Source organism: Janthinobacterium sp. SUN100, assembly GCF_030397705.1.
GTDB lineage: Bacteria > Pseudomonadota > Gammaproteobacteria > Burkholderiales > Burkholderiaceae_D > Janthinobacterium > Janthinobacterium kumbetense.
Map to the genome: position 1 here is coordinate 525,460 of NZ_JAPUBU010000001.1, position 21,374 is coordinate 546,833.

Annotated in this window: 24 protein-coding genes and 2 pseudogenes; 11 read left to right on the forward strand and 15 right to left on the reverse strand. The window is 63.4% G+C overall.

Features of this window, described 5'->3' with window-relative positions; translation table 11 throughout:
• Positions 1-96: 96 nt before the first annotated feature.
• Positions 97-474 carry a hypothetical protein gene (locus O0881_RS02045; RefSeq protein WP_251348792.1) on the reverse strand — a complete coding sequence of 126 codons (378 nt, stop codon included), beginning with the start codon at positions 472-474 and terminating at the stop codon, positions 97-99.
• A gap of 460 nt (positions 475-934) precedes the next feature.
• Positions 935-1,393, reverse strand: coding sequence for a hypothetical protein (locus tag O0881_RS02050; protein WP_289909889.1), 459 nt, complete (start codon positions 1,391-1,393; stop codon positions 935-937).
• Positions 1,394-1,561: 168 nt separating this feature from the next.
• On the opposite strand from O0881_RS02050, the gene O0881_RS02055 reads away from it, so the two are divergent.
• Entirely contained in the window at positions 1,562-2,752 is a 1,191-nt protein-coding gene (locus tag O0881_RS02055; protein ID WP_289909890.1) for a low temperature requirement protein A, read from the forward strand.
• Between the two features lie 27 nt (positions 2,753-2,779).
• Here O0881_RS02055 and O0881_RS02060 read toward each other — a convergent pair whose 3' ends face one another.
• Positions 2,780-3,310: a GNAT family N-acetyltransferase gene (locus tag O0881_RS02060; RefSeq protein ID WP_289909891.1), complete on the reverse strand. Its 531-nt coding sequence runs from the start codon at positions 3,308-3,310 to the stop codon at positions 2,780-2,782.
• A gap of 80 nt (positions 3,311-3,390) precedes the next feature.
• On the opposite strand from O0881_RS02060, the gene O0881_RS02065 reads away from it, so the two are divergent.
• On the forward strand, positions 3,391-3,960 hold the full coding sequence (locus O0881_RS02065; RefSeq protein ID WP_289909892.1) for an XRE family transcriptional regulator: 570 nt from the start codon (positions 3,391-3,393) through the stop codon (positions 3,958-3,960).
• Between the two features lie 2 nt (positions 3,961-3,962).
• Here the strand turns inward: O0881_RS02065 and O0881_RS02070 are convergent, their stop codons facing one another.
• Positions 3,963-4,859, reverse strand: a complete 897-nt coding sequence (locus O0881_RS02070; protein WP_289909893.1) for a LysR substrate-binding domain-containing protein — start codon at positions 4,857-4,859, stop codon at positions 3,963-3,965.
• Positions 4,860-4,919: 60 nt separating this feature from the next.
• On the opposite strand from O0881_RS02070, the pseudogene O0881_RS02075 reads away from it, so the two are divergent.
• From O0881_RS02075 to O0881_RS02085, 3 genes and pseudogenes are all read left to right on the forward strand, one after another.
• A pseudogene (locus O0881_RS02075) lies at positions 4,920-6,419 on the forward strand (MFS transporter); the annotation flags it as partial.
• A gap of 92 nt (positions 6,420-6,511) precedes the next feature.
• Positions 6,512-8,080 carry an EAL domain-containing protein gene (locus O0881_RS02080; protein WP_289909894.1) on the forward strand — a complete coding sequence of 523 codons (1,569 nt, stop codon included), beginning with the start codon at positions 6,512-6,514 and terminating at the stop codon, positions 8,078-8,080.
• Positions 8,077-8,430: a hypothetical protein gene (locus tag O0881_RS02085; protein WP_289905013.1), complete on the forward strand. Its 354-nt coding sequence runs from the start codon at positions 8,077-8,079 to the stop codon at positions 8,428-8,430. Before O0881_RS02080 ends, O0881_RS02085 begins: the two co-directional genes overlap by 4 nt.
• A 3-nt stretch (positions 8,431-8,433) precedes the next feature.
• On the opposite strand, the gene O0881_RS02090 is transcribed toward O0881_RS02085, so the two are convergent.
• Together O0881_RS02090 and O0881_RS02095 are read right to left on the reverse strand one after the other, a co-directional pair.
• Entirely contained in the window at positions 8,434-9,786 is a 1,353-nt protein-coding gene (locus O0881_RS02090; RefSeq protein ID WP_289909895.1) for a serine hydrolase, read from the reverse strand.
• Positions 9,787-9,923: 137 nt separating this feature from the next.
• The gene (locus O0881_RS02095; RefSeq protein WP_289905011.1) at positions 9,924-10,832 is read right to left on the reverse strand and encodes a DUF535 family protein; all 909 of its coding nucleotides are present in this window, start codon (positions 10,830-10,832) and stop codon (positions 9,924-9,926) included.
• A gap of 187 nt (positions 10,833-11,019) precedes the next feature.
• Between O0881_RS02095 and O0881_RS02100 the strand changes: the two genes are divergently transcribed.
• From O0881_RS02100 to O0881_RS02120, 5 genes are all read left to right on the forward strand, one after another.
• Positions 11,020-11,628 (forward strand): hypothetical protein, encoded by a 609-nt coding sequence (locus tag O0881_RS02100; RefSeq protein ID WP_289909896.1) that lies wholly within the window; start codon positions 11,020-11,022, stop codon positions 11,626-11,628.
• A gap of 47 nt (positions 11,629-11,675) precedes the next feature.
• The gene (locus O0881_RS02105; RefSeq protein ID WP_289909897.1) at positions 11,676-12,110 is read left to right on the forward strand and encodes a DUF1801 domain-containing protein; all 435 of its coding nucleotides are present in this window, start codon (positions 11,676-11,678) and stop codon (positions 12,108-12,110) included.
• Positions 12,107-12,667, forward strand: a complete 561-nt coding sequence (locus O0881_RS02110) for a hypothetical protein (RefSeq protein ID WP_289909898.1) — start codon at positions 12,107-12,109, stop codon at positions 12,665-12,667. The genes O0881_RS02105 and O0881_RS02110 overlap by 4 nt, the downstream gene beginning before the upstream one ends.
• 87 nt (positions 12,668-12,754) lie before the next feature.
• Complete coding sequence (locus tag O0881_RS02115) at positions 12,755-13,204, forward strand: GNAT family N-acetyltransferase (protein WP_289909899.1); 450 nt, start codon at positions 12,755-12,757, stop codon at positions 13,202-13,204.
• A complete protein-coding gene (locus tag O0881_RS02120; protein WP_289909900.1) occupies positions 13,201-13,734 on the forward strand; it encodes a DUF3592 domain-containing protein in 534 nt (177 codons plus the stop codon). The genes O0881_RS02115 and O0881_RS02120 overlap by 4 nt, the downstream gene beginning before the upstream one ends.
• 143 nt (positions 13,735-13,877) lie before the next feature.
• On the opposite strand, the gene O0881_RS02125 is transcribed toward O0881_RS02120, so the two are convergent.
• Positions 13,878-14,900 (reverse strand): DNA-binding protein, encoded by a 1,023-nt coding sequence (locus O0881_RS02125; RefSeq protein WP_289909901.1) that lies wholly within the window; start codon positions 14,898-14,900, stop codon positions 13,878-13,880.
• 221 nt (positions 14,901-15,121) lie between these two features.
• Between O0881_RS02125 and O0881_RS02130 the strand changes: the two genes are divergently transcribed.
• Positions 15,122-16,141: a tyrosine-type recombinase/integrase gene (locus tag O0881_RS02130; protein ID WP_289909902.1), complete on the forward strand. Its 1,020-nt coding sequence runs from the start codon at positions 15,122-15,124 to the stop codon at positions 16,139-16,141.
• A gap of 68 nt (positions 16,142-16,209) precedes the next feature.
• Here O0881_RS02130 and O0881_RS02135 read toward each other — a convergent pair whose 3' ends face one another.
• From O0881_RS02135 to O0881_RS02170, 8 genes and pseudogenes are all read right to left on the reverse strand, one after another.
• Positions 16,210-16,581: a hypothetical protein gene (locus O0881_RS02135; RefSeq protein WP_289909903.1), complete on the reverse strand. Its 372-nt coding sequence runs from the start codon at positions 16,579-16,581 to the stop codon at positions 16,210-16,212.
• 82 nt (positions 16,582-16,663) lie between these two features.
• Entirely contained in the window at positions 16,664-17,077 is a 414-nt protein-coding gene (locus O0881_RS02140; protein ID WP_289909904.1) for a hypothetical protein, read from the reverse strand.
• Between the two features lie 74 nt (positions 17,078-17,151).
• Positions 17,152-17,676 (reverse strand): hypothetical protein, encoded by a 525-nt coding sequence (locus tag O0881_RS02145; RefSeq protein WP_289909905.1) that lies wholly within the window; start codon positions 17,674-17,676, stop codon positions 17,152-17,154.
• A gap of 126 nt (positions 17,677-17,802) precedes the next feature.
• Positions 17,803-18,762 (reverse strand): S41 family peptidase, encoded by a 960-nt coding sequence (locus O0881_RS02150; RefSeq protein ID WP_289909906.1) that lies wholly within the window; start codon positions 18,760-18,762, stop codon positions 17,803-17,805.
• A 193-nt stretch (positions 18,763-18,955) separates the two neighbouring features.
• The gene (locus O0881_RS02155) at positions 18,956-19,393 is read right to left on the reverse strand and encodes a GNAT family N-acetyltransferase (protein ID WP_289909907.1); all 438 of its coding nucleotides are present in this window, start codon (positions 19,391-19,393) and stop codon (positions 18,956-18,958) included.
• On the reverse strand, positions 19,390-19,848 hold the full coding sequence (locus tag O0881_RS02160) for a PaaI family thioesterase (RefSeq protein WP_099668007.1): 459 nt from the start codon (positions 19,846-19,848) through the stop codon (positions 19,390-19,392). Before O0881_RS02160 ends, O0881_RS02155 begins: the two co-directional genes overlap by 4 nt.
• 43 nt (positions 19,849-19,891) lie before the next feature.
• A complete protein-coding gene (locus O0881_RS02165; RefSeq protein ID WP_289909908.1) occupies positions 19,892-20,383 on the reverse strand; it encodes a MarR family winged helix-turn-helix transcriptional regulator in 492 nt (163 codons plus the stop codon).
• 45 nt (positions 20,384-20,428) lie between these two features.
• Positions 20,429-21,342 (reverse strand): annotated as a pseudogene (locus O0881_RS02170) (citrate synthase).
• Positions 21,343-21,374 lie beyond the last annotated feature (32 nt).

A 21,374-nucleotide genomic window follows, 5' to 3' on the forward strand; every position in this document is an offset into this window, starting at 1 on the left:
GCCCGGAAGGGCGTCGGATGGCCAGGTGGCTTGCCTGGACGCGGTGGCGGGCGGCCATCCAGAGCGCCCGCCCGCAGGCGGGCGCGGAACCGCCGCTTACTGCGAGTTGGAGGTAAAGGTGGCCAGCACGAAGCCCGTGTAGCTATACAAGGTGCCGCTGTCGACGATGTCGCCGGAGAGCAGCACGTTATACAGGCCCGTGCTTTGCGGCGAGTAGGTGACCGTCAGGCCGGCTTTCCACGTGACGACGCCGTTGCCCGTGTCGCTGGCCAGCTTGGCCGTGGTAAAACCCGTGGTGACGCTGGGATTCCAGTACGTGGTGCGGCCCTGGAACTGGAAGGCGATGCCGGTCTGGTTGTTGCTGTCGCCGCTGGCGATGGACAGCGCGATGCTGTTCGGCGTGGTGTTGGTGGTGACGCTTTGGCCGGAGGCCAGCGTATGGTTGGTGACTTCGACGCGAGGTAAGTTAGACATGACATTCTCCATGAGGTGATATCGGCCTGCACTTGCGGTGGGCGCCCCGTGGCCGACAGGTTCGGGGCAGTTGGGTAAGTCGGTGGAAACGGTATTGCGACGGCATTGCGACCATGCCATAAAAATATGGCGGGACAATACGCAATTTCAAATAAAGACAAGACATTTGATATTAATCAATCCGGAATTGATTAATATTTTTCTTATTTTCTTATTCAAAAAAGTAGTTTCCGGCTATTCGTAATATAACCGTGCCGGCAATTGCGCATGACGAGTAGCGATTCTATGCCTATTTTTTTGCGCGATTCTCTCGAATTGTCGCGAAGGCAAGAATAATGCGGCTTCCGGACGCGGCGCGGGAATGTGCCGCCGGCCATTTTGCGCGGCGGCAGGCAAGCGGAATAGGAAATGCAATTGAATATAAACGGTTTATTGATTTAAATAGATGGCCTGCGCGGCTTTATTGCGGGGCCGGCGCGGGCAGGGCCGGACAGCGTTCAAAAACGGCTACCACCTTGCCAGTCAGTGTGTATTGCGTGCCGTCATCGAGGATGGGGCCATCGATGAGGATTTGATATTGCTGCGGACCGAGCGCCTGGAAACGCAGGGTCAGTCCTTTCTGGAACGTCACGATGGTATCGCCGCGGTCGGCGCCCAGCTGCAGCAGGATATTCGCTGTCGACAATAAAACCGTCCAGTACGCGGTGCCGTTGGCGCGCAGCGCCACCAGGGTGTTGTCATTGATATCGTTGCTGGCCGTGGCGATGGCGTCGCTGTTGACCGTCAGCGCCATGGTTTGCGGCGCCCGGCACGCGGGGGCCGGTTCGGCCAGCTGGCGCGCCAGCGCCGGGGCGTCGCCACCGAGCGATAGCAGCAGCACGGCAGCGAGCCAGGGGCCGCGCCAATTCAGCTGATACATGGTGGAGGTGGTGTCCCGCGCATGCGGCCCATCGTAACGAAATTCGGACGGAAGAGCAAACGCGTGCCGACCGCAGGGCGTCGCCATGGCCGCCATCCCCATCTGCTATCATCGTGCCGTTTTGGCCAGCGCCGCGGGCGCCGGTCCGGTATTTATGCAAGGAAAAAAATGAATAATCGCATTTCCCTGCTGCGCCAGCGCGGCGTGCAGGACAGCGGCAAGGTGGGCATGATCGAGCTGTTCTTCGACCTCGTGTTCGTATTTGCCGTCACGCAACTGTCGCACGGCTTGCTGGCGCACCTGAGCGCCATGGGCTGGCTGCAGACGGGCCTGCTGTTGATGGCCGTCTGGTGGGTGTGGATCTTTACCTCGTGGATCACCAACTGGCTCGATCCCGAACGCATTCCCGTGCGCATCAGCCTGTTCGCCATGATGCTGGGCGGCTTGCTCATGTCGGCCTCGATTCCCGAAGCGTTCGGCACGCGGGGCCTCGGTTTTGCCGGCGCCTACGTCGCCATGCAGGTGGGCCGGCCCCTGTTCGCCTGGTGGGCCGTGCGCCATGAGGAACTGTCGCGCCGCCGCAATTTCCAGCGCATCGCCCTGTGGGCCGTGCTGTCCGGCATCTTCTGGATCGCCGGCGGCATCGCGTCGCCCGAGCAGCGCATCTTCTGGTGGGGCGCGGCCCTGTTGATCGACCTGGCCGGTCCCTGGATGCAGTTCGGCATGCCGGGCCTGGGCCGCTCCTTGACGGCAGACTGGGATGTCGACGGCGGCCACATGGCCGAGCGCTGCGCGCTGTTCGTCATCATCGCCCTGGGCGAATCGTTGCTGGTGACGGGCGCCACCTTCGCCGGCCTGGAATGGACGGCCGCCAACTGGCTGGGCTTTTTGTCGGCCCTGGTTGGCAGCATCGCCATGTGGTGGATCTATTTCGACACGGGCGCCGAGGCGGGCCACCACCGCATCGCCCACTCGAAGGACCCGGGCCGCATCGCCCGCAAGGCTTACACGTATATCCACGTGCTGATCGTGGGCGGCGTGATCGTTTCCGCCGTGGCCGACGAGCTGGCCCTCGTGCATCCGGACGAAGCGAGCTTCGCCGGCATCAGCGCCTTGCTGGGCGGCCCGATCCTGTATCTGCTGGGCAATGCCTTGTTTAAATGGGTCAGCAACGACCGCGCCACGCCGCCGCTGTCGCATCTGCTGGGCATCTTGATCATCCTGGCGCTGATCCCGATGGCGTATGGCCGGCTGTATTCGCCCCTGACCCTGGCCTGCATCACCAGCTGCGTGCTGGTATTGGTGGCCGTGTGGGAACATATGGCGCTGCGCCGCCCGCCACCGGAGATCGATCTCTGATGCGCGCTCCTTGATATTTGTTTGACCTCAACCGGGCGGCGCGACGCCGTCCGGATCGCTGCGCGTATCGAGCTGCAGCTGCAGGAACGCCAGGTCCAGCCAGGCGCCGAACTTGGTGCCCACCTGGCGCATCAATCCCACCTCTTCGAAGCCCAGCTGCTTGTGCAGGGCGATCGAGCCGGCATTGCCCGCTTCGATACCCGCCACCATCACGTGCTTGCCCAGGCCGCGCGCCCGCGCGATCAATTCCCCCATCAAGGCCTTGCCGACCCCGGCGCCGCGCCGATCGGCGCGCACGTACACGGAATGCTCGACCGTATGCCGAAAACCCTCGAACGGGCGCCAGTCGCCGAACGAGGCGTAGCCGGCCACATTTTCTTCCGCATCGATGGCGACGAGCACGGGATAGCCGGCCTTTTCGCGGTCGGCCAGCCAGGCGGCGCGGTTGGCCGCATCGACCGTCCGTTCATTCCAGATGGCCAGGGTATTGCTGACGGCATCGTTGTAGATGGCCGTGATGGCCTCGATGTCGCCCGCATGGGCATCGCGTATCTGCATGTTGCTCTCCTTGCTAGGCGTCTACTATAATGGACAAATCATAGATTGCCGCCCACGCTTTTGTCCAATAAATCCTGATCATGTCCACTAAACCAGACGAATTGAACCAGCGCATCGGCGCCAGGGTGCGCCTCGAGCGGGAAAGCCTGGGCTGGTCGCTGACGGAGCTGGCGGCCCGCTCTGGCGTGTCGCGCGCGATGGTGCACAAGGTGGAGCGGGGCGATTGCAGCCCCACGGCCACCTTGCTGGCGCGCCTGTCGGGCGCCTTCGACCTGAGCATGTCCGAATTGATCGCCCGCGCCGAAATGCGCGCAGGGCGCTTGCTGCGCCAGGCTGACCAGCCCGTGTGGATCGACCCGCAGAGCAGCTATGTGCGGCGCCACGTGTCGCCCGCGTCCGACATGCCGCTCGACCTCGTGCATATTACCTTGCCGCCCGGCGCCGTGGTGGCCATGCCGGCCGCCGCCTACGCGTCGCGGCGGCAACTCATCTGGTCGCTCAGCGGCAGCCTCGTCTTCCTCGAAGGGGAGAGCCGCCACGTGCTGGACGAGGGCGACTGCCTGGAACTGGGCCCGCCGGCCGACTGCGTGTTCAGGAATGAAACGGCCACGGCCTGCACCTACGCCGTGGCCGTATTGAAAGGCGGTTGACCTTAAGTCAGCGCCGCCGCGCGCAGCTGGGCGATGAAGGCGCGCGCGGCGGGCGCCTGTTCGTGGCGGCGGAAGGCCACGGCGATTTCCGAGCTGATCAGCGGCCCTTCCAGCTCGCGGAATACCACGCCGGGCAATTGCACGCTGGCCATCACCGAGTGGGGCACGATGGCGCAGCCCACGCCCAGCGACACTTCCGTCAGCACGGCCACCAGGCTGCCCGGGCGCGACACCACCTGGGCCGCAAAGCCGCCGCGCCGGCTCACCTCCAGTGTCCCCAATCCCTGTTCCGGCACGATGAACGCCTGTTGCGCCAGCGCGGCCGGCCCCGCCACGCCGAGGCGGGCCAGCGGGCTGTCCGCTTGCACGGCCAGCACGAAGCGATCGCGCAGCAAGACCACGCTGTCGAGTCCGTCCGGCAAGTGCAGGGGCGGGCGCACGAACGCCAGGTCCACCCGGCCCTGGTCCAGCAAGCCGGGCAGGGCATCCATCGCGTATTCGCGCGCACCGATGTGGATGCCGGGGTGGCTGGCGCGAAAGCGGGCGAACTGGTCTTGCAGCACGCCTGAGTAGGCGGCCGAGGCCACATAGCCGATTTCCAGCCGTCCCAGCTCGCCCCGTCCCGCCCGCCGCGCCACTTCCTGCGCCTGCGCCAGCTGCCCCAGCGCGCGGGTGGCTTCGATGACGAACAATTCGCCGGCCGCCGTCAGGGCCACGGCGCGCTTGCTGCGCTGGAACAGGCGCGTGCCGAGCAGGCTTTCCGTTTCCTGCATCTGCTTGGTCAGCGCGGGCGGCGAAATGCCGAGTTCCGCGGCGGCCCGCGCGAAGTGCAGGCTGTGCGCGACGGCCAGCACGCAGCGGAAATGCCGCAATTCCATGTCTTTGTCTGTATTCACCATCAGTGAATTATAAGGCGATCATCTTATAACAGGAAATAATACAAGCGTGCTTACAATCGGGGCATGAAGAATACCAACTGGACCTTATATACGTGCTCGGGCGTGTGCGCGCTGATCATGCTCGACACCAACGTGGTGGCCGTTTCCCTGCCGTCGATCGCCCGCTCGCTCAACGCCAGCTTCGTCGACGTGGAATGGGTGGTCAGCGCCTACATGCTGGCGTTCGCCTCATTCCTGTTGCCAGCCGGCAGCATCGCCGACCGCCTGGGACGGCGCAGGGTGATGCTGTTTGGCCTGGCCGTGTTCGCGCTGGCGTCCCTGTTGTGCGGCCTGGCCTGGACGCCGTTCGTGCTCAACGTGGCGCGCGCCGTCAAGGGCCTCGGCGCCGCGCTGCTGCTCACCTCCGCGCTGGCCGTCATCGGCCACACGTTTCATGCGGAAAAGGAGCGGGCGCGCGCCTGGTCCGTGTGGGGCGCGGCCATGGGCGTGGCCATGACGGTGGCGCCCCTCTTGGGCGGCCTGATCACGAGCGCCATCAACTGGCGCTGGATTTTCTACCTGAACTTGCCCGTCGTCGCCATCCTGATGTGGCTGGTGCAGCGCCATGTGGACGAATCGAAGGATGCGTCCAACGCCAGCTTCGACCCGGCGGGCGCGCTGCTGTTTTCCGCCGGCCTGTTCTGCATCATCTGGGGCCTGATCGACGCCAGTGTGGCGGGCTGGTCCAGCCGCGCCACCCTGCTGCGCTTTGTCGCCGGCGCGGCGCTGCTGCTGGTATTCGTGCTGGTGGAGCGGCGCCAGCGCGCGCCCATGGTCGATTTATCCCTGTTTGGCCGGCGCGTGTTCGTCGGCGCCGTGCTGGGCATGTTCGGCTACGCCATCGCCGCGCAAGTGATGATGACCTTTTTACCGCTGTATCTGCAGAACGCCTTCGGCTTTTCCGCCGTGCTGGCCGGCTGCGCCATGCTGCCGTTTGCCGTCGCCATGGTCGTGCTGTCGCGCCTGGCGCCGCGCGCCATGCATTACCTGGACGACCGCGGCATCCTCGTGACGGGGCTGTTGATCGTCGCCGCGGGCAACGTGGCCACGGCCCTGGCCGCCGCCAGCCTGCAGTACGGCTGGGTGGCGGCGGGCATGGTCGTCACGGGGGCGGGCGCCGGATTGCTCAACGGTACGACGCAAAAGGCCATCCTCGCCTGCATCCCCAGGGAACGCACGGGCATGGGGTCCGGCATCAGCACCACCACCCGCTTTGTCGGCATCGTGCTGGCCGTGGGCGCGCTGGGCGCCGTGCTGGCCATGCGCACGGCCGCCTCGTTCGAGCAACTGGCGTGGCTGCACGGCTTGAAGGCTTCGCCGGAAATGATCGGTCGCATCGTCGCCGGCAACGCGTCCGACGCCTTCGGCCAGCTGCCGCCCGCCCTGCAAGCCGTGGCGCAGGAAGCGGCGCGGCACGCCTTCATCGACGGCTTTGCCAGCGTGCTGTACCTGGCTGGCGGCCTCGCGGCCGTGGTGGCGGCGCTGGTGTTCGTGCTGGCAAGGCCGCTGGAAAAAGTGTAACTGTTCAGCAAGTTCTGCGTGCGCGGCCTCTGCTTGTAATATGATGCCATCAGGAAATACATGGCAATCATATAACTACCGCAGGTAATCACATGCGCAGAAAACGCATCATCGTCACCAGCGTGCTGGTGGCCGTCATCGGCGTGGCCGCTCCCCTGAGCCTGGCCTTCTACCTGTCGTCCGTGCGGGCCGAGCAGGGCGAGCAGGAACGCCTGCGCCTGCTGGCCGGTTACGCGCTCGAGCGCGCCCACCGTTCGATCGCCTCGGCCAGCATGGCCCTGCGCAGCGCCGATGCGCTGGAGCTGGCGCCGTGTTCGGAAGCCCATGTCCAGCAATTGCGCCGCATCACCATCACCACGCGCAGCATCGACGATATCGGCTATGTGGAAAACGGCTTACTCAAATGCACGTCCACGGGCATCGAGGAAGAGCGCATCGCCGTCACGCCCGCCGACTTTACCCTGGACAATGGCATGGGCCTCGATTTCGACCTGCGCCCCGTCGTCAGCGGCGGCAAGCGCATGGTGGGGCTGTCGTATCGCGCCTACAAGGTGCTGATCGATCCCGTGCGCTTTTCCGACGTCATCGTCGACAGCGATATCCAGATGGCCGTGGCCATCGGCAAGCGGGGCGTGCTCGACACCTTGCACCATCCGGACCCGGCGCTGGTGCAAGCCTTGCTGGCCGGCCAGCCGGCGGCGGCCGGCGCCGTGCCGGACGGCAGCATCCATGCCATGCTGTACCGCGATGGCTTGACGGCCGTCATGATCGAACCGCGTAGCAAGCTGAACGACAGGCTGCGGCGCGAACAGCTGCTGCTCTTGCCGCTGGGCCTGCTGATGGCTGCCTTCCTCGTCGGCATCGTCGTGTGGCTGTCGCGCCGCCGTTTGTCGCTGATGGGCGAGTTGCGCATCGCCATCGACCGGCGCGAATTCTTTGTCCATTATCAGCCGATCATCGCCCTCGACACGGGCGTATGCGTGGGCGCCGAAGCGCTGATACGCTGGCGCCGTCCCGATGGCAGCATGATACGGCCCGACCTGTTCATCCCCGTGGCCGAGGAAGGTGACCTCATCCTGCCCATCACCGACCAGGTGATCGCTTGCGTCATCGCCGACATGCGCGCCGCGCTGCTGGCCGACCGCGACCTGCACATCGCCATCAACCTGTGCGCCAGCGATATCGAAACGGGCCGCGTGCTCGACGTGCTGGAACGGGCATTGGCCGGCACGGGCATCGAGGCGCAGCAGATCTGGCTGGAAGCGACGGAGCGGGGCTTCATCAACGTGGAAGCGGCGCGCGCCACCATCGAAAAGGCCAGGGCGCGCGGCCATGCCGTGGCCATCGACGACTTCGGCACCGGCTATTCCAGCCTGTCGAGTCTGCAAAACCTGCCGCTCGACGCCTTGAAGATCGACAAATCGTTCGTCGACACCATCGGCACGGACGCCGCCACCAGCAGCGTCACGCCGCACATCATCGCCATGGCCCGCACCCTGAACATGCTGATCGTGGCCGAAGGCATCGAAACGCAGCAGCAAGCCGATTATTTGCTGGAACGCAAAGTCGAATTCGGCCAGGGCTGGCTGTTCGCCAAAGCGCTGCCGGCCGCACAATTCCTTGCCTTTTATCAGACGCGCCGCGCGCCGCCGTCCCCATGAAACCGCCACGCTTTCCCTATCCCTTGCAGCCGCTGCGCGTACCGGGCGGCTGGCACATCACCGTCAACACCCTGTTCGAGGTGGAGCCGGGCCCGGACACCATGGAATGGTTCAGCAGCGCATTGCTGCTGTGGGGCAGCTGCCGCGACAGCGGTTACTGTTTCAATTCGCACTTCGAGCCGGAAGACGATCCGCAGGGCGAATTCGTGCTGGAAATGGGCAAGGTGGCATACGACCGCGACGGCAAGATCGTGCAGGGCAGCGACGCCTTCCTGGGCGAGTTTCGCACGCGCAGCAAGGCGGAGTTTGTCGCGCGGGTCGAGCAATTCATGCAAGACCCGGCAGCTTGATCGCTACGGTTTGCGCGGCAAGACCGTGTCCTGCCCGCTTTGCTTGAGCACGGCGCTGGCGATCTTGCCCGCCGCATCGCGCGTAAATGCCAGCTCCGCATCGATGGCGCGGAAGAAGAATTGGTCTTTCGCGCTGGCAAACAAGGGGGCGGATCCCATGCCCGTGCCGGCCGCTTCCAGGCCTTGCTTGCCCAGGCTCACCGTCAAGGTGAAATCCTTGTCCAGTGGATACTCGCCAACGTACTCGGCGAGCGCGGCGCGCGGCACGTCGATGGCCGCTTGCGGCTTTTTCAACGGCGGCAGGGGCGTGCCGGGCAGTAAGGTGGACAAGCCCAGCGCATCGACGTCGCGCGCCGTATTCGTCAGCACCACCACGCCCCGCTTGCCGTCCGTCGTGAACGCCGCATAGCTGCTGTAGCCGCCCGTCTGGCCGCTGTGCCAGGCGTAGGCCTGGCCCTGTCGCTGTTCCAGCAGCCAGGACAAGCCGATTTTCGTGTCGTCGCCGGACGCCACCGGACGCTGCGGCTGGATCGCCAGCGCATACGGGCGCAGCGGCTTGAACATATACGCCTGCAGGTAGGCGACCATGTCGCGGGCGCTGGAATACACGCCGCCGGCCGGCGCCACCACATTCAAATCCCAGGCGGGCGTGGCTTCGCCCGACAGCAGATGGCCGGGCGCCAGGCGCGCCAGCATGCCGTGCGTGGGCTTGTTCGAGGTGGAACGCATGCCGAGCGGCACGGCGATGCGCTTTTGCAGCAGCGCTTCATAGCTGGTGCCGGCCTGGGCGGCCAGGGCCGTGCCCAGCACGGCGTAGCCGATGTTCGAGTAGTCAAAGGCCGTGCCTGGCGCGCGCGGCAGGTGGTAGGCGGCGAGAAACTGCCGCTGCTTCGCTTCCGTGTAATCGGCATACGGGTTGGCCGGGTCCTTGGGCGTGAAGTTGTCGGGCAAGCGCGGCAGCGAGGAATAATGCGTGGCCAGGTCGAGCAGGCTGATCGTTTTTCCATCGAAGGCAGGCACGGTATAGCCCGGCAACAAGGCCGCCACGGGCTCGTCGAGCTTGGCCTTGCCATCGACGACGGCGTTGGCCAGCAGCAAGGCCGTCATGGTCTTGGTGACGGAGCCGATCTGGTAGACGGTGTCGGCGCCAGGCTTGGCGCTCTTGCCTGTCTGGCTGCTGCCAAAACCATACACGGCGCTGTCCTTGCCTTCGATCACGGCGATGACGATGCTGGCGTGCAAGCCCGTGCGCGTGAGTTCTTCCGCGCGCTGGCGCACGGCGTCGTCCAGCGCGGGCGCGGCCAGTGCAGCGCTGCCGGCGAGGCAAAGGGGGAGGAGGGCGAAAGTGGATGTCATGGGTAACCTTGTCCAGAGTGGATCGAAGGCACGCCGGCGCATGGGGAAGGTGGCTGGCATGCCTGGTGAAGGATACGGGCCCAACATGAAGGTTGCCTGAGTTTTATGTTTGCCGGTATGGCAAGGCTTGCGTTTGCTCAATGTTCAGCCATCGGCGCTTCCAGCAGGCACGCCAGCTGCGCGCGCATGTCGGCAGACATGCATTGCAGCAACTCACCGCGTCGGCGCGCATCGGCCCGTTTCTTCGATGGCACGTCGGCCAAGTCGGGCGCCCGGTAGGGGGCGCAGGGCAGGTGATAATTACCGTCGCGCATGCGCAAGGCATGCAATTCCTGCCACGCCAGGTCGTAATCGGCGGCGATATGGCGCCGGCGCCGCGCATTCAGGGCGATGCGGTTGTCATTGCTGATCAAAAACAGGTTATTGCAGGCAAAAAAATCGCCGAAATCGCGCAGGGCCGTCACCATCAGGTTTTTCGGGCGGCAACCGTGCAGCGCCCGCGTGGCCGCCTTCACGGCTTGCGCGCCCGCTTCCGAGCGCAAGCCTTGCAGCGCGCCCAGTTGCAGGGACACGCCATCGGCGCGCGGCAGGAACAGGAAGCTGGCCAGGTAGAACGGCTGGCCGTCGCGCGTCAGGCGCAGGCACAGTTCGCCTTCGCGGTAGCTGTCGTGGATGGCCGTCAGCTGCAAGCGGTACAGCGCCCCATCCTTGCCTTCGAACGCGGCCAGCACCACGGGCTGGCGTGCGGCCCGCTCGACCAGGGCGCGCGCCCCGGCTTGCCACAGGAAGCGGTAATGGCCTTCCAGCAAGGCCAGTCTGTCCGCGCAACCGAGCCGGCGCGAGGCGTAAGGGCGGTAAATCTTGAAGCGCAAGCAAGGATGCAGCTGCGCCAGCGAATTCAGGCCGGGCATGCTGCCCAGGAAAGCTTGCCAGCGCGTGCGCTGGCGGGGAAAGAAGAGGGCGCCCAGCGCCGCTTTCAAGCGGTGGCCGCTGGCAGGGTGCGGCACGGCGGCGCCGTGGTGCAGGGGTAAAGCGATGTCATTCATGATTCAGCCGGAAAAGGGCAGGCGCTGCACAATGAGAGCCTTGCCAATCTGAATGCTACGCGGGCCAGGTGAATTTCCTATTAAGAAGCCACGCACGCGGGCTTTAGAGGATGGCAACTAAACATTTGCCTTCTGGCAATATGGACGGTTATGCTCGCGGCACCTTCACTCCTGACTGATGCTGCTCATGAATCACCGCCCATTGCTTGCCATCCCCATGCTCGTTGCCGCCCTGGCCGCCCAGGCGCAAGACCGCACGGCCGATCCCCTGGGGCCGTTGGCGCAATGCATCAACCGCAGCGAGTTCCAGTTCCGGCAGCAAGACCGCCTGCCCGCGCACGTGACGACGCGCAGCGTCAAGCTGGCGACGGGAGAGGGGCAGGTATCGACGGCCGATGGCTATCGGCTGATGCTGTTCCACAAGGGTAGCTTGCCCCTGGTGAACCTGAAAATCGAACGCAGCGCCGCAGGCAGGTTTGCCGCCGACCGCGACACCATCGTGGCGCAGATGCAGCAGATGGCCGCCAACAGCAAGGCGCCCCAATTGGTGTCGCTGGAAACGGACGCGCGCCAGGGCGTGGAAGTGCTAGGATTGAACAATCCCAATGTTACGCAATCGGCGGGCATCATCAGTTTATACACCTTGCTGCATGCCGCCAGCGGGACGGTCGCCACCGCCTATCTGCTCAACCAGCCGGCGGACAAACGGGAATTCGCGACGGATGCGCAGTACCAGGCCTTGCGCGACCAGTTCATCAGCTCGCTGGCCGCTTGCATGGCCGATCCCGCGCCGTAAGGCAGGCGCACACAGGCACAGGCAGGCCAGGAAAGGAGATCACCGCCATGAAAAAAGCAGAGCCAACTACGCAGTCCCAGGATGGCGCGGTGAGCGCCGAGTCCGCTACTCGCCTGATCGACGCGAAAATCGCCGCGCTGGCCGACTGGCGCGGCAAGACGCTGGCCACGGTGCGCGCACTGATACGCCAGGCGGACCCGGACGTGGTCGAGGAAGTCAAATGGCGCGGCGTGCCCGTCTGGTCGCACGCGGGCATGATTTGCACGGGCGAAACCTATAAACTGGCCGTGAAACTCACCTTCGCCAAGGGCGCCGCCTTGCCCGATCCGGCCGGCCTGTTCAATGCCAGCCTGGACGGCAACACGCGCCGGGCCATCGACCTGCACGAAGGCGCGCACCTCGATACGGCAGCATTCAAGGCGCTGATACGCGCCGCCGTGGCGCTGAATACGACACCGAAACCCAAACGGACTCCGACTTGAGACATTATCTGTATCTGTGGCACGACCCGGCCGAGCGCATGCTGGTCGCTTCCGGCATCGAATTCAAGGATTTTCTCCCCGCCCTGGGCGAGTCCGGCGGCATCGTGCTGCGCAAGGGCAGCGCCGGGACGGCCAGGAAGCCGGCCGGCTACCAGACCCTGGCGCGGCAACAGTTGCCGGCCCTGGCCCGGGAAGACCTGCACGCCTGCGGCAGCCATGCCTGGGCCGACTGGCGGGGCGCGGCGCCGCCGCCGCAGGATGGAGACGTGGCCGCGGCGCTGGCCTATCACGCCGCCGCGTCGCGGCGCACGGGGCTGGCCACCCTGCAAAACCGCTTCCTCGCCTTTGCCCACGACGACGGCTGGTACCTGAAACTGTTGTATGCGGCCTGGGACGATGCAGCGGCTGTTCTCGCTGGCGCCATCCCGCCAGCGCTGGGCACGCTCGATCTGGATGCGCTACGCCAGGGGGACGACGGTTACTGGCTGCAAGACGGCACGCTCGAAGTGGAATTGAAAACCCACGATATCGACAGCGTGCTGAACCGCCGTTTGTGACTGTATAATGGCATTCCGACAACTGATACGGGCCCCCATGCTTCGTCCTCATTTCGCCACGGCATCGCCTCACGTGCGCGCCGCCGCATGACGCCAGCCACGCTTCGGCCATTCGCGCTGGCGGACACGCTTTCCTGCGCCGCCATCCTGGCGCTGGCGGGGCGCGACACCTTCGGCCCTGTCGCCAGCGCCGCCGCTTTCACGGCAGCGACGCAGGGCGAAGAAATCCTCGTTGCCGAGCGTGACGGCATCGTCATCGGCTTTGCGGCCGTGCACACGGGCGACGCGCCCGAGCATTTCCTGCACCATTTATATGTGCACCCGGCGCACAGCGGACTGGGCATCGGCACACAGCTGCTGGCCGCCGTGGCGGCGCGCTTCGGTCCCCGCCTGAGCCTCAAGACGCAGCTGGCCAATACGGGCGCGCGGCGCTTGTATGCGCGCGCGGGCTGGGTCGAAGACGCCGGCGACGGCGGCGTGGACATCCTCGGCGCGTGGATACGGGTGCGCTACCGCGCCGCACCGCCCGGACAATGAAAGACCCTGGCGCCATCGACCCCGCCCTGGCGAGAATGATGGGCTGGTTCCTGATCCTGCTCGCCCTTCCCACCGCGTATTTTTCCTTCTGGCGCGTGTATGACAAGCTCGCCTCGCCAGCCTGGCCCGTGACCAGCGCCGAGATCGTGCGCAGCAGCATGTATCAGCGCACGGGAAAGTCACAGGACTGGTGCGTCAAGCTCAGCTACCGCTACAGCGTGGATGGCAAGGCCTACCGCAGCTCGCGCATCGGCGTCTCGCGGATAGGCAACGCCGGCTGCCACCGCGAACAGGCCGTCACAGCCTGGCGCCTGGCCAGCATGGCGCCGGGCGCGCACATCCGCGTGCATTACCGGCCGCGCGACCCGAACGATACCGCCGTGTTCCTCGCCAGCCTCGATTTCCTCGATTATTTTGGCGTCCTGCTGTGGGTCGTCCTGTTCGTGCTGGGCGTGTCGGAAGCCCGCAAGCAAGCGCCGCCAGCCGGATCCACTTTGTCAAACGTGGCATCCATGGCAGCACGGTCATAGTTTTGCTCGGGCGGCGTCAACGTGAAATGCGGCGCATATTCGCCCCCGTCGGCCGTCATGGGACAGGCGAAATAATGGGATAAGCCCCGATAGCGGGCGATGCCCGTCCTGGGGCAGTCGTAGCTATCCCAGGCCATAAGCACTCAAACCCGGCGTTGCTCCTTGTTGTCGGTTAGCAGTCCCAGCCTGGCCGCCATGCCGGCATTGTCGCGCAGTAAACCGTCGCGCTCCTGCGCCAATGCTTCCATTTTCTGTTGCGATAGTTGTCCGTTTTCCGCCAGCATGTCGAGTTGCCGGTCTTGCGCGGCCAGCGCCACCTTGGCGTCGTTCAGCGCCAGCAGGGCCGTGTCGAGCTTGGCCAGCAGCGCGTCGGCGGAGGCCGCCGCCTGCAGATACTGAAATTCGAACTGGTCGCGCTCGGGACGCACGGTCGCCAGGGATTCGCGGTCTGCCGCGGCCTGGGCCGCCAGCGTCGTTTGTTCCGCCTGCAGCTGGGCCAGGCGCATGTCTTGCTGCACCAGCGTGGCTTGCTGGCCTTGCAGGCGCTGCTGCAGCTGGGCGTTGTCCTGTTCCAGGCGACTGATCCGTTGCTGCGCCTGGGCCCGTTCCTCGCTGCGCTGCGTGGCGGCCGCTTCCTGGTAATGGTCGAACTGCGAACGCACCTGCGCCAGCTGGCGGTTCAGGGCGGCGATTTCCTCGCCCCGGTCGGCCAGGCGCTGCGTCAGGCCCGCGTTATCGCTGTGCAAGGTGGCCAGGGTGACGGCGCGGAAATGGTGCTCTTCCTTCAATTGCGCCAGCGCGTGCTGCTTGGCGCGCAATTCCTGGGTGAGGGCGGCGCGCGCCTCCGTCAGTTTCAAGCGTTCCGTTTCCGTCTTCTTCAGCTGCGCCAAAGCCGCATCGAGTTCGGCGCGGTTTTCCCGCATGCCCGTCTCCAGCTGCTGCGCCACGTCGCGCTGCTGCTTGTCGTACACGCCGCGCATCGCTTCCATCAGTTCGGCCGGCAAGCCTGATTCCGTTTTCACGGCGCCCACTCCCTGGAACTCTTCCTTCCAGCGTTTCAGCAGGGGAGCGATGGTGCTCTTGCTGCCCGTGCTGCCCAGCGCTTCGCGCACGCTGTCGACCGTGGGATTGCGCCCGTCGGCAGCGACGATTTGGGCTGCTTTCATAACATCAGAGTACAGAATGCCGGTGCGGGCCATGAAATCACCTATGAGCGAAATTTAGTAACGTATTACATGATACGTAATATCGCATAATATTACGATATAAATTTTGATCGTTTTTGAAAAATATATATCGCGATAAGATCGCTTATCGCGGGTTATGGGGGTGGTTTGCATGGTATTCTGCGTATTTCCCAGTACATCAGCCCGATTTCAGCGATTCCATGCCCGATTTTCCTCCTTCGAAACGCCGTGTCGCCGCGCCCGAAAGCGCCGCCTTGGCTCCTGTGCCGTTACACGGCGCCCTGATCGATGCCGAGCTGGCTGCGCGCCACCAGGCGTTTCTTGCCGCCGCCACGTCCGACAACACGCGCCGCACCTACCGTTCCGCCATCCGCCACTTCCAGGCCTGGGGCGGGGCGCTGCCCGCCGACGAGTCCACCGTCATCCGCTACCTGCTGGCGTATGCGGACAGCCTGAACGCCCGCACCCTGGCCCTGCGCCTGACGGCCCTGTCGCAATGGCATGTGTACCAGGGCTTTGCCGACCTCGCATCCACGCCCACCGTGCGCAAGACCCTGGCCGGCATCGCGCGCCTGCACGGCAAGCCGAAGAAAAAGGCCAAAGCCTTGCCGCTGGAAGACCTGGAGCTGATCGTCGCCAGGCTGGCCGCGCTGGGCAGCGTCAAGGCATTGCGCGACAGCGCCTTGCTGCAGCTGGGATTTTTTGGCGGTTTCCGGCGCAGCGAACTGGCGGGGTTGATGCTGGAAGACGTGAGCTGGGAGCCGCAGGGCATGGTGATCACCTTGCCCCGCTCGAAAACGGATCAACTGGGGGAGGGCATCGTCAAGGCGATCCCGTTCGGCGACGGCGTCTGCTGTCCGGCCACGGCCTTGCGCGCCTGGCTGGCCGCGGCGCATATCCGCACGGGGCCGCTGTTACGCCCCATCAATCAATGGGGCCATGTCAGCGCGAAAGCGCTGCACGCGAGCAGCATCAACACGATCCTGGCCAGCTGCGCCAGGTTGGCTGCGCTCGATTATGTGCCGGAACTGTCGAGCCACAGCCTGCGCCGTGGCATGGCCACCAGCGCGCACCGGGCCGGCGCCGATTTCCAGGCCATCAAGCGCCAGGGCGGCTGGCGCCACGACGGCACCGTGCATGGCTATATAGAAGAGGCGGGCCGCTTCGAGGAAAATGCGGCGGGCAGTTTATTGAAGGCGAAGAAGAGGCCGGCGGGATGAGGGTGCCCTGCAATATCTTGCAGCGGCCGGTCAGCGGATGCCCCATGCGGGCGCAGCGCCCTGGGGGATTACGCAGGGGCTACGTCGACACGCACAATTTCCAACTCGGTAGCGGAGCTTAATTGCGCCGCAATGAGAGAGCTCATATCCACGTCCGCACCGCCATCGGATACGTCCGCGCAGGTATCGATAATTAGCTGCAAACAGTTGTCGCGCATCTCCCGCGTGTCCAGATCCGGCGGCGGAGGCGCCAACAGAGCGATTTCCAGTCCAAGCGCGAAGGCGCGATACGCCGGATATTCCTCGTATTTCCCTTCCTCGTCAGGCGAGAATCTGATACCCAGTGCCGCAGCCAGAACGACAACCGTGGCTTCGAAGGGCAGCGTTGGCCGAATGTTCAGACAAGCCGTAAAGTAGCTTCCACTTTGACAATTGCGCATGCAACCTCTGGTATAAATTTAAAATAGATAATCTATTGTCATGTCACGTATGGACGCCCGCTCCTGGCCGGCTGAAGCCACTTCAAATGTCATACTTGTTGTGAACAGCGGCCTTAAGCTCAGCCTGCGGTAAGCCTCCTCGCCGCCAAAACTCAAAAAAATACTCCAATGTTTCGGCAGAAGCGTCAATATCCATAGGATGCAAGACGCAGATGGCAGTTCTTATTTTCAAAACGTCGGGCTCGTCCAATTGATCGCGCCCTTCAATTGCCCGCCAGAGGCGTACACGCTCCGCAATGACTTCCTCAGCCGTCGCCGCGCCGGTGATGTATCGATTCGCCACAGCTGCGGCTGATTTAGCAGCCTCAGGCAATTGTGAAGTCACTCTTCCTATCGCCTCAATCATGAATCGCTGAGCTAAAAATTGTTCTGCAGGGTCATCCAAGTCCACCGCAGATGCGATAGCATCAAAAAGTCTCTTATTCAACATTTGCATTAAGTTTCAGTGATTGCTCGGGGCCGCTTCAGGTCGGCTGCGGTCGCTGGCGACTATCGGCCCATTGCGGACCTTTATTTGACATCATGTCCCTGGGAGATTTCGGCGCAATAATGTTGCTCAAACTCCGCGCGGCTGGAGACACTCCCCCATAGCGTCGAAATGTAGTGGAATTCAAGTTCGAACGGCTCTTCGAAAGCGCTTACGTCTGTCGCGTATTCGCAATTCCGACTCAGCATTCCTAGCCAATTTGGGTATCCCAATTTCGGATAGAGCGGTGTCAGCTTCATGTCGATTGTCCAGATCGTTTCCTTGCCTTGGAGATAAGCGTTCCTGAGCTCTACAATATATTTTCCCGCCGCCAGCTGGTCATCGAGCCGCTCAGAACCTAGATATCGCTCAATGATCACTTCCACCAACGGCAGCACCTCATCAAGTCCTCTTGCACTTGCCAGCAAGATTATCTCTAAGTCATCGTCCTCTTCGTCCAAGTCCAGGCGCTCCACTGCCCAATCGACACATGCGGCACACACAGCACCGTTGACAAAGCCATGACGCAGTTTGAAATACAGGGTTTCGAGTTGAGCAATACTCTTCATGTTACCTTTGGATCTCAACATTTTTAGGCGAGCAAAACGGCTGCTCTTGGCCGGTAGCCGTCATTGGCAGGTTCCGCCCCAAAAGCGGACGCTTACACCAAAATGAATAACCAAGCTGAGCTGGATTCATTGTTGGGCTGAGCCCTTTGCAACTTGTGCGAGGGCGACATCTAACGCCTGGTCGGCTGGCACAAGCACATCTGGCTGCACTCCGGTGCGCTCCCAGTTAGTGTGCGTTACAGGAGTGACGGTGCGGCCAATGGCAACGAAAGCGATGAGGTGATTGGATACTGGAACGCCGAATTGCTTATGCGCGCCACCGGAAGTCTTGCTTCCGACAATGACGGCGCGTTTTTGCTGTTGCAAGCCGTAGGCAAAAGCTTCGGACGCCGATGAGGTTTCTTCGTTCACGAGGATATACAGCGGACGTTTGCTACCGTAACGCGGTCCCGTCAAAGTAATGCTTGTGATGACGGAATTGGTCACCTTGCCATCGCGATCGAGTTCGTCCAGTAAGTGAACAGGGCGTTCGTCGAAGAAGTAGCTGGATAGCAGTGTAACCATGGACTGCACACCACCGTGCCCATCACGCAAATCGATAATCATGGCGTCGCTATGGGCGGCCTTCGACATCACTTGCGCCACGGCTTCGGTAGAAAAACGGTCAACCGGCGCGAAGCGTGTCACATGCAGATAGGCGGTGCGCCCCTTCATGGAAAATTTCTCCATGCCGAAATTGTCGGGACCGGGCCGGCTGACTGGCTCCGTTGATGCGACTGGCACTGGACTAGGAGGAGGCTCTTCGAGCGCGTCAAACTCGACATACACCAATCCGTTATGCTGGTCAGGCGAGATACTATCCATATCCTGCTGGACCTTTTCCGCTAACTCTTTTTCCGCCAATCCCGCGTAATCACCTCGCTTGAGATGATTGCGCAAACCGTTGGCCAACAACTTGCCCTGGGCTGCAAAGACGTAGCTATCTTCAAGCTTCTGCGCATAGTCTTCAATCACTTTCGTTCGCTCGACATCTCCCAAACCATCTGCATGCGCGAAGCCAACAGAAGCGATTAACAGCACAGCCATGGGCAATCTTTTCACAGGCATCTCTCCATAGTAAATAATGCCTAAATACCAACTTGGATTTTTCAATTCTTGAAATTTTTATTGATGAAATCATCGGACGGGAACGTCCGGTCTTGGCCGATAACGGACGGCCAGAATGGCGCAGTGTATGGCATTGTTGCTCTTTTGAAAAGTGGAAGACAGGAAAGTGATTTTACGAAGCGTTCTTGGACAATGCTTTGATGAAATGAATGCGCTCGCTGACGGGATCGCCAAAGTGCTCCACCAGTCGGATCTGATAGCCATTGCGGATCAGCAAGCGCAGCATGGCGGGATAGCGGTTCATCGACTTTACGGTGACGGCCGCAAAGCCTTGCTCGCTGGCCCAGGCTTCCTGGGCTTCCAGCAGGCGCTGCGCCAGGCCTGTCTTGCGGTGCGCGGGCAGCACGCCGCCGAGCCAGCTATACAAGGAGCCATCCTCGGCGGCATAGCCCAGCTTGCAGCCGACGGGCTGGCCGTCCGCTTCCGCGATCAGCACCAGCGCGCCGGCGGGCAGGCGCTCCTGCAATTGCGCCAGGCTGCGCCGCTGGTCGAATTCGGGTATCGCCTGCAGCACCTGCCAGGCTTCCTCGATGTTGCCAATACGGATCATGCGGCCGCTTGTTCCCGCTGGGCCGGACGGATGATCATGCAGGTGGCCGTCGCGTGCGCATACACTTTACCGGCTTCGTCGCGGATCGTGCCTTCGGAAATGACCAGGTTGCGTCCCGCATTGATGACTTTGCCTTCCGCGTAGACCGTCACGTTGAAGGGCAGGGGGCGGCACATCTTGATGTTCAGGTCTGTCGTGCCGTAGCTTTCGCCGGCCGGCAAGACCGTGTGCGTGGCGCAACCCGTGACCGTGTCGAGCACGGTGGCCGCAAAACCGCCGTGCACGCCGCCCATGGGATTGGTGTGGTTTTCATTCGCCGTCGCCGTGAAGATGACCCTGCCGTGCTCGATCGTGTGGGCATCCATCGGCATGGTCTTGGAAATGCCGGGCCGGGGAAACAGACCTTGCGCGAAAGCTTGCATCAGTTGCAAGCCGGTCATGTCGTTGGGGTGCATGGTAACTCCTGTGGGGTGAAGGTTGGGTTAAACGTCTTGCCGATTAAACGTCTTGCTGGAAACGCAGGCGCGAGGCATGCAGCAGGAAGCGGGCGACGACGGCCAGTTCCTCTTCGCTGAAACCTTGCTTCAGTTGTTCATTCAGGCTGTCGAGCAGGGGCAGGGCGGCGGCCAGCACTTCGCCGCCTTTGGGCGACATGTGCAGGGTGCCTGCACGCGCGTCGAGCGCCGACTGGCCGCGCACGATGAGGCCATTTTCTTCCATGCGCGTCACGAGGCCCGTGACGGCCGAGTTTTTCAGCTGCAGCGCCCGCCCCAGATCCTTCAATTGGCAGCCTTCCTCGCCTTTCAGGGCAAACAAGGCGACCACTTGCGTGCCGGAAAACCCAAGTTCGCTGGTAAACACGGCATCGGCCGAGCGAAACAGGTTCTGGCGCGCCAGATTGAGCAGATTGAACAGGCGCGGCGAGCGCTCGCCCAGCGGGCAGGCGGCGGCATCGGGTACGTCTGGGGTGGGGGAGGTATTGGTACGCATGCGAAGTATACTACTACGTATGCGTAATAAATCAAGCGTGAATTTTCAGTCGCGCTGGTGGCGCCCGATATAGCGGGCGCGCGGGCGTATCAGGGCCGCGCTGTCTGCCTGCTCGGCCGCATGGGCGATCCAGCCGGCCGAGCGGGCCAGCGCAAACACGCTCATGCCCGCGCCCTCGGGCCAGCCGAACGCCAGTTCCATGGCCGCCAGCGCCAGGTCGGCGTTCGGTTTTACTTCGAGCAACTCGCCCGCCGTGGCGCACGCGGCCAGGATGGCGTGCAGCTGTGGGTACCCGCGCGACATCGCGGACAGGCTTCCCAGCAGATACGCGGCGCGCGGGTCGCCGTGCGGGTACAGCGGGTGGCCGAAACCGGCGAATTCCGGCGCGATGGCTGTGTAAAAGGTAGCGATGGCAGCCCTGGCATCGGGCGCGGCCAGCGCCTGCGTCAACATGCACCTGGCTGCCGCGCTGCCGCCGCCATGCTTGTTTCCGGACAAGGCCGCCAAGCCCGCACCCAGCGCCGCCGGCAAGCTGGCGCCCGTCGACGCGACGCAACGCACGGCAAACGTCGACGCATTCAATTCATGGTCGGCCAGCAGCACGAGGGCGGCGCGCAGCAATTCAGACTGCTGCGCGTCCGCTTGCCACGCCTGGGCCAGTTGCTGGTGCAGCGGCAAGGCGGACGGCGCCGTTTGCAGCGGCCATCGAGGATGTGGGAAATGCGCGTCTCCAGCACGGGCAAGCCCCAGTGCATGGCGGCCACGGCCGTCGGGCCGCCGCGCTTGGCGTCATTTTTACGGGCCGCCAGGCGCAGCACGTCTTCCTGCGGATAGCGCTTGCGGCGCGACGCACCGTTGCTGACGGAAGCGAGCAAGCCCCGGCTCACATAGGAATACAGGGTGGGCAGGCTGACGCCCAGCAGGCGCGCCGCGTCAGGAGCGGACAGATCGTTGTTCATGGCGGCCATTGTAGCGTTTGTCACTTTATATT